This is a genomic window from Vibrio sinaloensis DSM 21326 (genome assembly GCF_000189275.1).
GTDB classification, from domain to species: Bacteria; Pseudomonadota; Gammaproteobacteria; order Enterobacterales; family Vibrionaceae; genus Vibrio; species Vibrio sinaloensis.
Genome location: NZ_AEVT01000108.1, coordinates 81,390 through 95,846 on the forward strand (window position 1 = coordinate 81,390; position 14,457 = coordinate 95,846).

Here is a 14,457-nt window from a genome sequence, read left to right on the forward strand (position 1 = left end):
CTTTCTCCACAGGATTAATGAATCTGGCCGTATTTTAAGCTAGAGTATGTTATGAAAACCAATGATTAGTAATCATCATAGTTATTCCAGTGAGGAATTTTAATGAACTTGGAAAATTTGGCCCGACTTGATCTCAATTTGCTGATTTGTTTAAAGGTCCTGATCGAAGAGTTAAATGTCACCCGAGCAGCGCACCGCCTATGCCTTAGTCAATCCGCGGTAAGCAAAAACTTAGCTAAGTTGAGAAACCAATTTGATGACCCCCTTTTTGTTCGTCATGCACATGGCTTAAACCCGACACCCAAAGCCTTGTTTTTAAAGCCTAAGCTAGAGGCCTTGATTCATCAAATTGAACAAATCACACAGCCAGAAATTTTCACACCCGATTCAAGTAACTACCGTTTTAAGATTGCCGCCGTAGAAAGCGTTTATCCATTAATCCTGCCACACTTCTTACCCGCGATTTTTAAACAAGCGCCCGGGGTCACCATCAGTACCCACGCATGGTCCGATGCCACATTTAAAATGTTACAGCGAGGCGAACTCGATCTTGGCATTACAGGTAAAGATATCGACATTAATGATGCCAAGTTAACTATGTTCCCTCCTAACGATATCTGCGAAACCGAGATCTACCGTGATAGCCAGATGTGTCTATTGCGACGCGATCATCCGGCGCTTCGAGCTGATTGGAACCTAGAGAGCTTTCTTGCTCATCGCCACGTACAAGTTCGCTGTGATGGTAACGATCGCTGGCTGCTCGACTATCGACTGGCCGACATTGGCAAAGAGCGTGACATCGCTATTACCGTGCCAGACTTCAACAGCGCAGCCAGTATATGCAGTTATACCGACTTTATTTTCACCGCTCCGAGTCATTTCGTGAAACTCGCCAGCAAACAACTTAATTTGGCCGTGCTGCCCTTACCGATGGAATTTCCTCCCATGGCATATACTCTTTTTTGGCACAAAGATAGAGAAAATGACCCTGCTTTAAATTGGTTGCGACAGATCATCCAAGATAAAACCGAAACTCTTAGATAATTTGCAGCGACTAAGCAAAAAGAGTAGCTTATTGCCATCGTCCAATACCGTAAGGACGCTGAACATTTTTGAAGGATTAACAGATGCCAAACTCTACCCAACAGCGCGTCGCTGCTATTCGCGAATGGTTAGCACGACACAATATTGATGCCCTACTTGTCCCCCATGAAGATGAGTACTTAGGCGAATATGTTCCGGCTCACAATGAGCGCCTTCATTGGCTAACAGGTTTTACTGGCTCAGCTGGCGCAGCCGTCATTACTCAAGACAAAGCAGCAATGTTTGTTGATGGCCGCTACACGGTACAAGTGACCAAACAAGTCCCTGCAGATCTATTCGAATACCGTCATTTAATTGAAGAGCCTGCACTAGATTGGATTAAAGACCAGCTTGCTAATGGTGCGTCTGTCGCAATCGACCCTCGCATGCACAATTCAGCATGGTTAGACATGGCGCAAGCGAAACTGGCGAGTTCATTCGAGCTTAAAATTCTCGACAGTAATCCTATTGATGAGCTTTGGCATGATCGCCCTGCACCTTTCATTTCTGAAGTCCGTCTGATGGCCACAGAAGCGGTAGGTCAATCAAGTGAAAGCAAACGCCAAGAAATCGCTGAGCTCATGAAAAAAGCAGGCGCAGACAGCGCAGTGATCACCGCACTTGATTCTATCTGTTGGTTACTCAACGTTCGTGGTCTTGATGTATCACGCCTACCAGTTCTGCTTTCTCACGCGATTCTGCATTCAGACTCAAGCGTGGAATACTTCCTAGATCCAGCGCGCCTACCGGCTGAGTTTGACGCTCACGTTGGCTCTGGCGTAACAGTTCACCACCCTGAAGCATTGCAAACACGACTAGAAACCCTGACTGGCAAGAATGTATTGGTTGACCCTGCGACAAGTAACGCATGGTTTAAGTTGGTTCTGCAAAACGCCGGCGCAACCGTGGTAAGCAAAGCAGATCCATGTCTAATGCCAAAAGCAGCGAAGAACGCCGTCGAAATCGCAGGCATGAAAGCCTGTCATATCCGCGATGGCGTTGCGATGAGCAAGTTCCTATCTTGGTTAGATGCAGAAGTCGTTGCGGGTAACCTGCATGATGAAGCAACACTGGCTGACAAACTTGAAGCGTTCCGTAGCGAAGACCCAACACTGATGGATCTTAGCTTCGATACCATTTCAGCTGCCGGCGGTAACGCGGCAATGTGTCACTACAACCACGAGAACCAACCTGAACCTGGCAAACTAGAACTGAACACACTTTACCTAGTGGATTCAGGCGGTCAGTACCTAGATGGCACGACAGACATCACGCGTACCATTGCCATCGGTCAACCTTCACAAGAGATGATTAAACAATTCACTCTCGCGCTAAAAGGTCACATCGGTGTTGCTCGTGCACGTTTCCCGAAAGGCACACGTGGTTACCAAATCGATACGCTAGCTCGCCAACACCTATGGGCGGAAGGCTACGATTACGACCACGGTACTGGTCACGGTGTTGGTCACTTCCTAAGTGTTCATGAAGGTCCAGCGAGCATTTCGAAGAAGCAAATCGACGTACCTCTAACAGAAGGTATGGTGCTATCCAACGAGCCAGGTTACTACCGTGCAGATGCGTTTGGTATCCGCATCGAGAACCTAGAGCTTGTTGTTGAAACCCCAACTAACGGTGACTTCCCTGTTCTGTCATTTGAGTCGCTAACGCGCTGTCCAATCGACAAGCGCAATATCAACGTTGATATGCTAACTCGTCCAGAACTTGCTTGGCTGAATGACTACCATCAGAAAGTATGGGATGAGATCAGCCCGCTAGTTGAAGGTGATGTGAAAGAGTGGCTTCGTCAAGCAACGCTACCAGTAGCACACAGCTAGAAGCTAGAAGCTAGAAGCTAGAAAAAGTAGAGGGTTGATGTTTTGCATCAACCCTCTTTTTTACCTATGTTTCACGTGAAACATAACGATGACCAGTGGCTTTCTTTACTACTTAACCAGAATACGCCGAGTGCCAATCTCGCCATACTGGGTCAAAGCCTTTAGCTCGAATCATATCTTCCACAGAGCCCGCGCTTCGTTCATCGCTGATCTCAAACTGCTCGAGTTCAACATCATCCATCGCATAACCACCCGGCTGAGTTTTCGATGCTGCAGACATACTGGTAATGCCTAAAGGCAATGCGTTATCTCTAAACTTCGGTGACTCACGAGTCGATAATGACAACTCCACTTCTGGATTCAACAAACGATAAGCGCAAATCAGCTGAACAAGTTGCTTATCCGTCATGACTGATTTGGGTTGGAGCGCACCCTCACAAGGACGTAAACGTGGGAAAGAAATAGAGTAACGTGTCTGCCAATACGTGCGCTCAAGATAGTCCAAGTGCGCTGCCACATAAAAGCAATCTGTTCGCCACTCTTCCAACCCTATCAAAGCGCCAATACCGATCTTATCGATGCCTGCTTTTGCAAGACGGTCTGGTGTATCCAATCGGTATTCGAAATCCATCTTATTGCCACGCAGATGGTGCTCGGCGTAAGTCGAAGGATGATACGTTTCTTGATAGACCATCACCGCATCTAAACCCAATGTCTTGAGCTCTACGTATTCGTCTTGATCTAGCGGCTGCACTTCCATCGCCAAATAGTTGAAGCGCTTCTTAATCATCGGCACCATTTCGCGAAAGTATTTCATGCCGACTTTGGTTTCGTGTTCACCAGTCACCAGCAATACGCTATCGAACTTCATGCGTTTAATGGCTTCAACTTCTGCAGCCACTTCGTCCCTATTCAAGGTACGACGCTTGATTCTGTTCTCCATTGAGAAGCCACAATAAGTACAAGCATTGGCGCACAAGTTAGAAAGGTACAATGGGATATAAAGCGACATGGTATTACCAAAACGCTTACGAGTTGCCGAGTATGACAGCTGCGCCATTTGCTCTAAGTACGCTTCAGCCGCGGGTGAAATTAGCGCTTTAAAGTCTTCCAAATCACGCTTGGGTTTATTCAATGCTCGCTCGACATCTTGTGCCGTTTTCGCGTAGATCGACATCGAAATGTCATCCCAATTCAGCTGCTTAAATTGTTTAACGAAGCTCATGTTTTCCTCGCTTAATAGCTAAACCAATCTAGAACTAAAGCTCATCTAGGAATGATGTCAGTGGACTCGACGCAACCGCATGAGAAACCTTACCCGCAAGACCTGCTTCATAAGCCATACGCCCCGACTCGACCGCCAACTTAAATGCTTTCGCCATCGCAACGGGATCGCTCGACGCTGCAATCGCAGTGTTAACGAGCACAGCATCTGCGCCCATTTCCATCGCACGCGCGGCATGCGAAGGAGCACCAATACCTGCATCGACAACCACGGGAACATTAGCTTGGTCGATAATGATCTCTAAGAAGTCGTGAGAAACTATCCCTTTGTTAGAGCCGATCGGCGCACCCAACGGCATTACTGCAGCACAGCCTACTTCTTCCAATCGTTTACACAGAACCGGATCAGCATGACAGTAAGGAAGCACAATGAAGCCTTCACGAACCAGTTGCTCAGCGGCTGCAAGTGTCTCAATTGGATCGGGCATCAAGTACTTCGGGTCTGGATGAATTTCCAGTTTTAGCCAGTTAGTACCCAACGCTTCTCGCGCCAGTTGTGCAGCAAACACAGCATCTTTAGCATTCTTTGCACCCGAAGTATTCGGCAATAAATTCACACCCTCTTGTACTAGCGGCAGTAAAATATCGTCTTGTTGGTCGTTCACATCGACACGCTTCAACGCCATAGTCGCAAGTTGAGATCCCGACACTTGAATCGCTTCTGTCATTAGTCGGCTGTTGGCAAACTTCCCTGTTCCCGTGAACAGTCTTGATTCGAATTGTTTATCACCAATTTTAAGCATCGACGTTAACCCCCTGCGATCGCTTGAAACAAAGAGATGCTATCTCCCTGTGAAAGAACAGTGCTAGCCCACTCACTGCGCGGTACAACATTGTTATTAATTGCAAAAACACAGCCCATTTCAGGCAGCGCAAATTGACTAATGATTTGCTGTAGATTCGACTCACTGGCAACTTGATGTGACTGGTCATTGATGACAATAGTGATCACACCTAAGTCAGCAGCGGTCATTTGTGTTGTTTGTTGTTCTGATAAAGTCATTGCTTCCAACTCTCTTAACTCTGCCCATTACTCGTAAGCTAAATCTGAGTACACACTTGGCACTGTTTGTCTCTGCTAATCGCCATGGTTTGCCATTGCAGTTTCAACCCATCAAACAGATGCAACTTGGAACTCTCGACATGAAACTTTCCCGTCGCCAGTTTTTGAATTGCCGCTATCGCTTGGTAGTTACCAAGTGTCCCCACCACCGGACCGACGACACCGCTCTCACTGCACTTTTGCATTTGCGGTAATTCGTCGAACGGATACAAACAGCGGTAACAGCCTTTACTCTGCGCTTCTTGTTCACTTGGTGTTTGGTAATCAAAAACAGCGAATTGCCCTTGCCAACCAATTGCCGCCGCCGAGATGAGCGGCGTATTTTGCTCGAAACAAACTTGGTTAATTAGCTGGCGCGTTGGCATGTTATCGCTGCAGTCGAGCACCACATCCGCTAGCATCACTTCAAGCTGCAGCTGTGCTTTGTCCAATCGCTTATTGAGAGCACGAACTTGAATCATAGAATTAAGGTCAGTCAGTTGCTTTACAGTCGCTTTTGTTTTCGCAACTTGGAGGTCTTGTTCACGATAAATGATCTGACGTTGCAAGTTACTGCTATCAACTTCATCGTCATCGACCACAACCAGTTTACCCACACCCGCTGATGCTAAGTACAAACTCGCAGCACTTCCTAACCCACCACAACCGATGATCAGCACATGCGATTTGCTCAAACACTCTTGCCCACTTTCAGCAATTTCAGGCAGAGCGACTTGGCGCTGGTAGCGAAGGAACTGCTTATCCGTGAGCATGCTCGCCTCTCTTGGTATGCGCTAATTTACTATTCTGATCAGTAAACGTTAGCTGTCTTTCCTTCATCAGTTGTGCGAAGAACTCGATGACGGACTGAGGTGATTCTGCCAAGGTAATAGCACGCACTACTGCCAAGCTAGAGACGCCCGTTTGCCAAACTTGGTCAGCATTAGATTGGTCAATGCCACCAATTGCGACCGTCGGAAAGCCAAGCACATAGTCACTAACTGCTTCGTCTTTTGCAGGACGGAAAGCAGCCTCTGTATTTGTATAAGGAATGCTATCAATCAGCTTTTGATACAGAGCCAAGCGCACCAAACCTTGTGGTTTCGATGGCATCTGTTTAGTGGTAGTTGGGAAAATATGCCCTAGCGCGATGTAACTAGGGTGAATTTGTACGATGCGCAGTAGTTCATAATAACCATGCGTAGAAAGACCAAGACGAATGCCGGCTTTGGTTAGCTGAGCCAAATTCGATTCTTCTATGTCTTCTTGTCCTAGGTGAACGCCATAAGCGCCATGCTTGATTGCCAACTGCCAATAGTCATTGATGAACACTTGTGCTTGATACTGACGACCTAGCTCAATTGCTCGAATGATCTGTTGCTCTAAATCGGCTTGTTGTGGGTTCTTGATGCGCAGTTGAATAGTGTTGATGCCGAGTGGCAGTAGACGCTCAATCCAAGCAACATCATCAACGACTGGATAGAGCCCAAGACTTTGCTTAGTAAGAGTTGGAAAGCTAACGCTCTCGCCTTGTGCAGACCAACCAACTTTAATACCCAGACGGCTATCTTCAAGCACTGGTGTGGGGAAATCATCAAATTGGTCAGCCCACTGAGTGTGTTCTCCATCAGTGAGTTTCACACCCAATCGTGTTTCACGTGAAACATTCGCTTGTTGAATTAGCATTCCTCGAGCAAGTGTTAACGCATCTTCGATAGGAAAATCGAGTACTGTCAGGGTTACTATCCAAGCAAGGTGATGTTCAGTATCGAACATTGCATTGAGCTTGGACTCAACGGAAAGCGCTCTCACTTCGTCGCTAATCGGGTGACGCCAGATATCAAGCTGACGCCCTTTCTCCTTTTCATCAGAAACCTGCGTATCAGCAATGCCAATATAAATAGCTTTTGACGGTTGCTTAGCGCACGCTTCTACCGATAAAGCAGAGCGGTAATAGAGCACAAATGAACTCTCATGCTCAGAGTCATAACCATCAATAAGATCTGTCGTTATACGTGTGGTCTGTTGGTCGCGAACAAGCTGAATAGATTGAGTTGGGCTCACACCCAACTCAATGTCTTCGATGCTAAAACCCTGTTCTTTCGCCAACAACAAACAGTGTTGAACTAAACCTGTTAGTTCAATCAATGATGACGGAATAAGGATTTTGCTCATTAGTCACTTACCTCGGCATGTGCTGCTGGGTGGTATAGCTCAGAACCTGTGTCTCTAAATTCTTGCGATTTCTGACGCATCCCCTCAAGAGGGTCATCCAGCATTTTGATTGAGATAGCTTGGTCCGCAGCAACTTGCTCAGTGTCTTTCGCATACTCTCGTACCTCTTGCGAGATCTTCATCGAGCAGAACTTTGGTCCACACATCGAACAGAAGTGAGCAACTTTACCGGACTCTTGAGGCAAGGTTTCATCATGGAAAGCACGAGCAGTATCAGGGTCGAGCGACAAGTTAAATTGGTCTTCCCAACGGAACTCGAAGCGAGCTTTAGAAAGCGCGTTATCACGAACTTGTGCACCAGGGTGCCCTTTCGCTAAATCAGCGGCGTGCGCAGCAAGCTTGTAAGTGATCATGCCTACTTTCACGTCTTCTTTGTTCGGTAAACCAAGGTGCTCTTTCGGAGTGACGTAGCAAAGCATTGCACAGCCATACCAACCAATCATGGCAGCGCCGATGCCTGAAGTAATATGGTCGTAGCCAGGAGCAACGTCTGTCGTCAGTGGACCAAGCGTGTAGAACGGAGCTTCATGACAATGCTCTAGCTGCTCTTCCATGTTCTCTTTGATCATGTGCATTGGAACATGACCCGGACCTTCAATAATCACCTGTACGTCGTATTCCCACGCTATCTTGGTCAACTCACCAAGAGTGCGAAGCTCTGCAAATTGCGCTTCGTCGTTAGCATCGGCTACCGAGCCAGGGCGCAGGCCATCACCGAGAGACAGTGCCACATCGTACTTAGCACAGATTTCACAGATCTCTCGGAAATGGGTGTATAAGAAGCTTTCTTGGTGATGCGCTAAACACCATTTCGCGATGATAGAACCGCCACGAGAGACGATGCCAGTAACGCGTTTAGCCGTCATTGGCACATAACGAAGTAATAAACCGGCATGGATAGTGAAGTAGTCAACGCCCTGCTCTGCTTGCTCGATCAGAGTATCGCGCATCACTTCCCAGTTAAGGTTTTCGGCAACACCATTCACTTTCTCAAGCGCTTGGTACATAGGTACGGTACCGATAGGAACCGGACTGTTACGTAGAATCCACTCGCGAGTTTCGTGAATGTTACGACCCGTAGAGAGATCCATAACGGTATCTCCACCCCAGCGCGTTGCCCATACTAACTTTTCTACTTCTTCCTCAATCGAAGAAGTGACCGATGAGTTACCGATGTTGGCGTTCACTTTGACCAAAAAGTTACGTCCAATGATCATCGGTTCAGATTCGGGGTGGTTGATATTAGAAGGGATAATTGCGCGACCTTCGGCAACTTCTTTACGCACAAACTCGGCGGTAATATCTTTAGGTAGGTTCGCTCCGAAGCTTTGACCCGGATGCTGTTGATTCAGCACTTCGTCACGGTATTGAGCACGCCCCATATTTTCGCGCAGCGCGATATACTCCATTTCAGGCGTGATCATACCTTTGCGAGCATAGTGCAATTGGGTTACGCATTGGCCGTCTTTCGCGCGTCGAATGCGCGGTAGGTTTCCGTAACGAAGCTCGTCTAGCGTTTCATCTTCTAAGCGCTCTTTGGTGTACACCGAACTTACTTCATCCAGTAGCTCAGTATCAGCGCGCTCTTCAATCCACCCTTCCCTCAGCTTAGGTAAGCCGTTGTAGAGGTCTATGGTGTGCTCTGGGTCTGTGTATACACCTGAGGTATCGTAAACGCGCACCGGCTCATTAGGCTCGAAAATAGGCGCTTCTTTTGTGCCTCCAATAAGACTATCGGCGAGTGAGATTTCACGCATCGGAACACGAATATCTGGGCGGGAGCCCTCTACGTAGACTTTGCTTGAATTTGGGTACGGTTGTACCGAGAGTGTATCAATAAACTGTTTTGCTTCCAGTCTCGCTTGCTTGCGACTCGACATAGCATTTTTCCTTGCTTTGTAATTAGTTTGGATAAAAATGCTTGGCGGAAAGATGCGACAAGAGGAATCAATGCAACCTAGAAAAATGGTTTGCAAAGATTTTAGATAGACCAAGAGGGTGAAATATAAAATGGTCTCTTCTCTTGTTCCCTTCGCAGATACTAATCTGATCAGGTTCAACGGATCCCGAATTAACGGTCTCAGCCTTATGGCACTCCGACAAGTAAAATCAGTATATAAAAACGGCTTGGTTAAACCAAGCCGTTGTGTACAAAAAATAACAAAGCAAGCAGTTAAATTAACTTTTTACTAACAACTGGAAGCCAATCCAAGCTGCAGAAATACTCAGGACGACGTTGAGCAATACATTGAGCCCCATCTTAAAAAATGCGCCTTGTTGCATTAGTAGGACGTTATCCATCGAAAAAGTAGAGAAGGTGGTCAGTGCACCAAGGAAACCCAACCCGATAATTTGGCGCCAAGGCTCAGTAGCGAGCATTTCATTTTCAAACGCCGCAATCAGTAACCCCATAACGAAAGAGCCGACCACGTTAACCGTTAGCGTACCGTAAGGAAAACCTCGTCCTAGCAATACAACGCAAAGTTCAGAAATCAGGTAACGAGAACACGCACCAAATGCACCACCGAGTGCAATAAAACCAAGAATAGACAGTTGTCCCATGATACCCCCATATTTAACTGCTCACTATTGTAGCTTTTACTCGCTATTTTTCGATCAGAAAATGGCTAACTTATCTCAATCAAAGTTTGAAATTTAAAAAGTTACAGGAGTCACTTTACTTCAATGTATCCCATCAAACCGGTTTTCATGTGCTCGATAACGTGGCAATGGTACATCCAACGACCTGGATTATCGGCAACAAACGCGGCTTTGGCTCTGCCGTTTTTTCCCAGTAGAACGGTGTCGGTATGGAATGGTTGAGCCAATTTCTTACCATTCATTTCCAACACGGTAAAAGTATGACCATGAAGGTGAATGGGATGATGATATTGAGTCACGTTTTTTAAATCGAATATGTAGGTTTTACCTAACTCTAAGCTTGCTAATGGCTCTGGCACATAATCCTTACTCATACCCTCCCAAGCTCGTTTATTGGTCAACCAGAACTTAGGCATGGCTTTACCATCTTTACCTGCAGGTGTTACCGCCCCTTCCCATTCAAAAACGAAGTCTATCTCAATCGCGTTCGCTAAATCTAAGTTCGGCACTGGGTTGAGAGGTAAAGCCGGTATCGGCTGTTCAGCAGGCAAATTAGACTCGATCACCTCGAAGTGACATAACGGGAAAGGAAAGCGCCCTTTCATCTGTCTAACATAGACACGCTCACCCGCTTTAGGAGCCAACAAGCCAATATCCACGCGCATCCCTGGGCCAATTTTGTGCTCAGTAAGTCGATAAGGCTTTTCAACTGGATTTCCATCTATCGCAATAACCCAAGCCTGTGCACCTTCAATCGCTATAGGATAAGTAATGGTATTATCAACATTAGCTATACGTAGTCTTGTCGTTGCATTTTGCTTTAACGTATAAGTAGGTTCATGAACACCGTTCACACTGCTCCACTCTCCGGGGGTACCCATGCGAGCACTGAGACGTGGGACCATGAGATCTTTCCATTGCCCTTGTTTATCTAAGTGCCAATGTTTAAGCATCAAGTCATGCTCTTCATCAAATACAACTGGCTGTGCCTCTTCCACTATGATCAAACCAACTAAGCCCATTCCTAACTGTTTGACACTGTTCATATGCGGGTGATACCAAAAAGTTCCGGCATCCGGCGGGGTAAACTCATAGACAAATGTTTCACCTGGCATGATAGGAGGCTGACTCAAGAACGGCACGCCATCCATTTCAATTGGAATTCTCAAGCCATGCCAGTGGATAGTCGTCGGCTCATCGAGTTTATTGGTAAAACGAATCGTCACGGTTTCATTTTGACGACAACGAATCGTCGGCGCAGGGATCTGGCCATCAAACCCAAGGACTGATGTCTGAAAGCCGGGAACAATTTCCGCTGTTGCAGGTTGAGCCGTGAGGTCGTAAACATAACGCCCTTTAGCATCTTGAGAGCGGGTGACACTACAGGCTGGTAATACCGCTAACGCAGATAAGGCGAATGAAGATTGAATGAAGCGACGACGGGAGATATCCATAATGATTCGACTAATAAATAAACCAAAGCCAAATGTAACAGATAATTAATAACAGTTCTCATTTCGTCGCTGCATTTAGTGAAAGAGCCAGAGTGTATTAAACCCGACTGTAGGCAAGGAAAGTATTTAGCTTATCGCACGATTCCTGGATCATCTCGATCTTATCTTCCGATTCACTAGCATCACGATACGATCGTTCTGCATGATCAATCGCTTGGTGTGAATCAGACTTAATGATGTCAAAGATCTGCGTCAACTCAGACTGGCATTGACCAAGCTGCTCGGTAACACCAGAAAGAGAGTTAGATGAGCTTTCAATACCCGCTATGCTCGCAAGCATTTGAGAAAACAAGCTTCTTGTCTCCTCTAAGCTCGCTTGTGTTGTATGACTTAATTTTCTAACTTCATCCGCGACCACAGCAAAACCTCGGCCATGCTCACCCGCTCTAGCCGCTTCGATTGCCGCATTTAGTGCCAACAGGTTAGTTTGATCCGCAATATTGCCAATCTCGTCCATGATGCTATTCACTTGGCTACTATGGTCGATCAGAGTTTGAATCTTTGCTTGCGTATCAGAGCGCAGTTGCGATTGTTCTTGAGTTTGAATGGCCAAGTTATCCATTTGACTTTCAAAACCTGTATAGGTTTGAGAGGACTGGATAATCGTATCGTGAATCTGTTTGAGGCTGCTCGAAGTATGGGCTATCGCACTTTCATAACTTCGCAGTTCATCTATTAGTGCTGATTGAACTTCGATGACTTGTTCGTTACGTCTGTTTTCCAGCTCATTTTTATACTGCATGGTCGAAAGCAATGCAGATTCAAACGGTGCGTTCAAACAACGTTGGTGATCGCGCTTGAAGATAGCTAAAGCTGCCAGAGTCTCATTTTGATGAAGATTAAACGCGGTTTCACCAAAAGTAGAAAAGCCAGATGCTTTGATACCAGAGAAGCAGGTGACTTTGCTCAATGAATCAGTGTTATTTAGCCTACGCAGCACACAATCATTCAACAACATGGTTACTGGTTGATGGCCAGAAAGAAACTGTCGCAAGTCTTGCTCTGTCTGATTGGCAAGATCATGCTGCTTGACCAAATAAAGCCTTTCACCAAAGTTCATATCACTAAAAAATGCGATAGAACCGTCTTGATTGATGCTTGCGACGGATTTGATGAACAGCTCCCCTGCTTGATTCTTAATCGCAAAAGAGTAGCGAGATAACTTTTCAGAAAGCTGTGATTGGCTGCAAGACAAGAGCTGGCACAAAGCATTAACGGGGGTGATCGCTTGCCAACTACCGCGCATATTCACAGCTTTAAGTACCCTAGACGACATATCAAACTCAACGACATCGAAGAAATCTTGGGTGGCTTTGAAATTATGGCTGCGGAAAATATCGTAATAATACTCTTTTGCCAGTTTGCAGTACAAAAGCACACTCTTGTTGCTCAGTGTTCGCTCGTTAAAAAAGATATCTGCGCGCGAAAAATCAAGTTTCCCTCCTGCACTACCGCCAATCAAATGGGTCAATGGTGCCGACGACTTAAGCATCGCTTCAGAAAAGCACGATTCGGTCGCCGTTAAGCCAGGAAAATAAACCAAGCCAAATGTATCTCGCGTGTCGACATCAAAAGGGAGCTTTACTGTTGCTGAAATATTCTTTGCCAACGCTTCCGTGTCACGCTCTAAAACGATTTCATAACTTGCGATGTTTGCAATTAGCGCAGTAGGAAACAAATGCAACAATACTTGGTCTTTGCTTAATGACGCATTGTAAAAATCGTCGCCACCAATAATCCCGGAACTCATCAGTACTAAGCGATTAGGAACATCTGAAAGGATCTGTCCTATCTGCTTTACGACAGATTCAGGATTTGCGCAGTTAGGAGATAAATACGCAATGACCAGCTGATGGCTTCCCTCAACAGTAAGCTGTGACAACTGGCTCTCTGTAGACAGTATTATCTGAGGTTCCAGTAATGAGTTAGAGTGACTACGTTGGGCGCGTCTTTTGAACATAGAGAGCATATCTGGGCATCTTCCCGCTAAAACAATGCGCGCATTATTCACCCTATGTAAGCATCAGTGAGGCTAATTTGATTTGTTTTTAGTATTAATAAGAGTACTTTTAGAAATGAAGAATTATGAATTCGTGAGCATTATTCAATACGCCCTTTACGCATAAGTCAGCAGTATGATGGCCACGACAACTGGTATTTGATGAATAACACACATTAATCAATAACTTCAGCTAGGAGCAAACGCATGACTAGCTCTGTAAGTCGTTATAAGAGCTCTTTTGAGGATTTATATAGAAAGTGCTAGAACTCCCTATACAACTCCAATAGGGATGAAGGCGCTCGAGAATAGCTCTATGCCCCACACTACACTTCCTTCCCTTTGCCTAGCGATAAGGACGCGTCGTCGCTTCTATTTCAGCGAGATAAGACGCGTGTGGTATGAGGCATAGCTGACAGGGACTTCTTAATCATACGGTAGTGAAGCTTGTCCGAACACGCCTCCAGTTAATACATAATGTAACCATTGGCTCAAGGGTCGAATAGCCTGTCACTCCAGATCCCAACGTCCATCTTTGTTATTTTGCTATTCGCAGAATCAGCAGAGGTTTTCTTGCTATAAACAAAAAGCTCCAGCCTTTCGACTAGAGCTTTAGATATGGCTAGGTTGAGAGATTCGACCGGTCTGGCACTCCAACTCCCAAGATTGCTTCGTAGAAGCAACAGATGTAAAAAAGCCCCAGCATTTCTGCTGAGGCTAAGTATATGGCAGGGGTGGAGAGATTCGAACTCCCAACACGCGGATTTGGAATCCGCTGCTCTGCCAATTGGAGCTACACCCCTGTAGAGGCTACAGTTTATCACACTGTAGATTCAAAAAAACCTCGCAGTAGCGAGGCTTTTC

10 protein-coding genes, 1 tRNA gene, 1 pseudogene and 1 riboswitch are annotated in these 14,457 nt (G+C 46.1%); of the genes and pseudogenes, 2 read left to right on the forward strand and 10 right to left on the reverse strand.

Annotated elements, in window-relative coordinates; all coding sequences use genetic code 11:
• The first annotated feature begins 102 nt into the window (after positions 1-102).
• Together RH45_RS20340 and RH45_RS20345 are read left to right on the forward strand one after the other, a co-directional pair.
• Positions 103-1,044 carry a LysR family transcriptional regulator gene (locus tag RH45_RS20340; RefSeq protein WP_008080963.1) on the forward strand — a complete coding sequence of 314 codons (942 nt, stop codon included), beginning with the start codon at positions 103-105 and terminating at the stop codon, positions 1,042-1,044.
• A gap of 83 nt (positions 1,045-1,127) precedes the next feature.
• A complete protein-coding gene (locus RH45_RS20345) occupies positions 1,128-2,918 on the forward strand; it encodes an aminopeptidase P family protein (RefSeq protein ID WP_008080966.1) in 1,791 nt (596 codons plus the stop codon).
• Positions 2,919-3,030: 112 nt separating this feature from the next.
• On the opposite strand, the gene thiH is transcribed toward RH45_RS20345, so the two are convergent.
• The 10 genes and pseudogenes from thiH to RH45_RS20400 form a co-directional block, all read right to left on the reverse strand.
• Positions 3,031-4,143 (reverse strand): 2-iminoacetate synthase ThiH, encoded by a 1,113-nt coding sequence (gene thiH, locus RH45_RS20350; protein ID WP_008080968.1) that lies wholly within the window; start codon positions 4,141-4,143, stop codon positions 3,031-3,033.
• 34 nt (positions 4,144-4,177) lie between these two features.
• On the reverse strand, positions 4,178-4,945 hold the full coding sequence (locus RH45_RS20355; RefSeq protein WP_008080970.1) for a thiazole synthase: 768 nt from the start codon (positions 4,943-4,945) through the stop codon (positions 4,178-4,180).
• Between the two features lie 5 nt (positions 4,946-4,950).
• Positions 4,951-5,205 (reverse strand): sulfur carrier protein ThiS, encoded by a 255-nt coding sequence (gene thiS, locus RH45_RS20360; protein ID WP_008080972.1) that lies wholly within the window; start codon positions 5,203-5,205, stop codon positions 4,951-4,953.
• A 38-nt stretch (positions 5,206-5,243) separates the two neighbouring features.
• Positions 5,244-6,017 (reverse strand): HesA/MoeB/ThiF family protein, encoded by a 774-nt coding sequence (locus tag RH45_RS20365; RefSeq protein ID WP_008080973.1) that lies wholly within the window; start codon positions 6,015-6,017, stop codon positions 5,244-5,246.
• A complete protein-coding gene (locus RH45_RS20370; RefSeq protein ID WP_008080975.1) occupies positions 6,004-7,419 on the reverse strand; it encodes a thiamine phosphate synthase in 1,416 nt (471 codons plus the stop codon). Before RH45_RS20370 ends, RH45_RS20365 begins: the two co-directional genes overlap by 14 nt.
• The gene (gene thiC / locus RH45_RS20375) at positions 7,419-9,359 is read right to left on the reverse strand and encodes a phosphomethylpyrimidine synthase ThiC (RefSeq protein WP_008080977.1); all 1,941 of its coding nucleotides are present in this window, start codon (positions 9,357-9,359) and stop codon (positions 7,419-7,421) included. Before thiC ends, RH45_RS20370 begins: the two co-directional genes overlap by 1 nt.
• Before the next feature lie 130 nt (positions 9,360-9,489).
• Positions 9,490-9,588, reverse strand: a riboswitch (TPP riboswitch).
• 69 nt (positions 9,589-9,657) lie between these two features.
• Complete coding sequence (crcB, locus tag RH45_RS20380) at positions 9,658-10,041, reverse strand: fluoride efflux transporter CrcB (RefSeq protein WP_008080980.1); 384 nt, start codon at positions 10,039-10,041, stop codon at positions 9,658-9,660.
• A 110-nt stretch (positions 10,042-10,151) separates the two neighbouring features.
• The gene (locus RH45_RS20385) at positions 10,152-11,534 is read right to left on the reverse strand and encodes a multicopper oxidase family protein (protein WP_008080983.1); all 1,383 of its coding nucleotides are present in this window, start codon (positions 11,532-11,534) and stop codon (positions 10,152-10,154) included.
• 208 nt (positions 11,535-11,742) lie between these two features.
• Positions 11,743-13,476: pseudogene (locus RH45_RS20390) on the reverse strand (methyl-accepting chemotaxis protein); the annotation flags it as partial.
• Between the two features lie 843 nt (positions 13,477-14,319).
• Positions 14,320-14,396, reverse strand: a tRNA-Trp gene (locus RH45_RS20400).
• Positions 14,397-14,457: the final 61 nt, after the last annotated feature.